Consider the following 773-nt stretch of genomic DNA (forward strand, 5'->3'; position numbering starts at 1 on the left):
GGCGTGCCGCCGTTGCAGGTCACCCCGTTGATGGTGAACGAGGTGGGCCGCGGGTTGCTGCCGCTCCAACTGCCGTTGAACCCGAGGCTCGTGCTCGCCCCGGTGGCGAGAGTGCCGTTGTAGGACTCGTTCTGCGCGGTGACGTTGCGGCCCGACTGGGTGAACCGGGCCGACCAGCCCTGCACGACGCGCTGGTTGGCGTCGGGGAAGGTGAAGCCGAGGGTCCACCCGTTGAGCGGATCGCCGATGTTCCTGATGGTGATGTTGGCGGTGAAGCCACCCGGCCAATCGTTGGTCGTGTACGCAACGTCGCACTGGGTAGCCGCGTGCGCCGCGGTGACCGGAATCGTCACCAAACCGCCCGCGACCAGCGCGCTCGCGCCGGCCAGCGCGACAGCCCGGCGTCGACCGGACAGCCTTCTCCACACATTCATGCCACTGATCTCCTTGGGCGAGACCGGATCCGCGTACGGCCCGGCACGTGGCCCGAGGGGCGTCCTACGCGGACGACCGCCGGTGCCAACGGGATTCTTCGGGAGCGCCCGACCCGGACGGGCGTTGGTGGTGGTGCCACGACCGGGTTCACCGGTCGGCGGCGGGTGGTCGTCCGGTGAAACCGGCTGCCCTCGACACCTGCCTGCGCGGTGTGGCTCCCCCGAACCGCGTGCAGCGATTCTTGCATGGGAGCGCTTCCATGGCAATGGTTCGATATTTTCGAAACCTTACCGGCCGGCTCCCTACGCACCCCCCACTCTCGCCACTCCCACCCGGAC

General features: G+C 68.8%; 1 protein-coding gene. It reads right to left on the reverse strand.

The window, feature by feature from the left end:
- The coding region (locus C1I95_RS34270; RefSeq protein ID WP_199524050.1) for a cellulose-binding domain-containing protein at positions 1-434 on the reverse strand (434 nt) is incomplete at its 3' end.
- Positions 435-773: the final 339 nt, after the last annotated feature.

Source organism: Micromonospora craterilacus (assembly GCF_003236315.1).
Classification (GTDB): Bacteria; Actinomycetota; Actinomycetes; order Mycobacteriales; family Micromonosporaceae; genus Micromonospora; species Micromonospora craterilacus.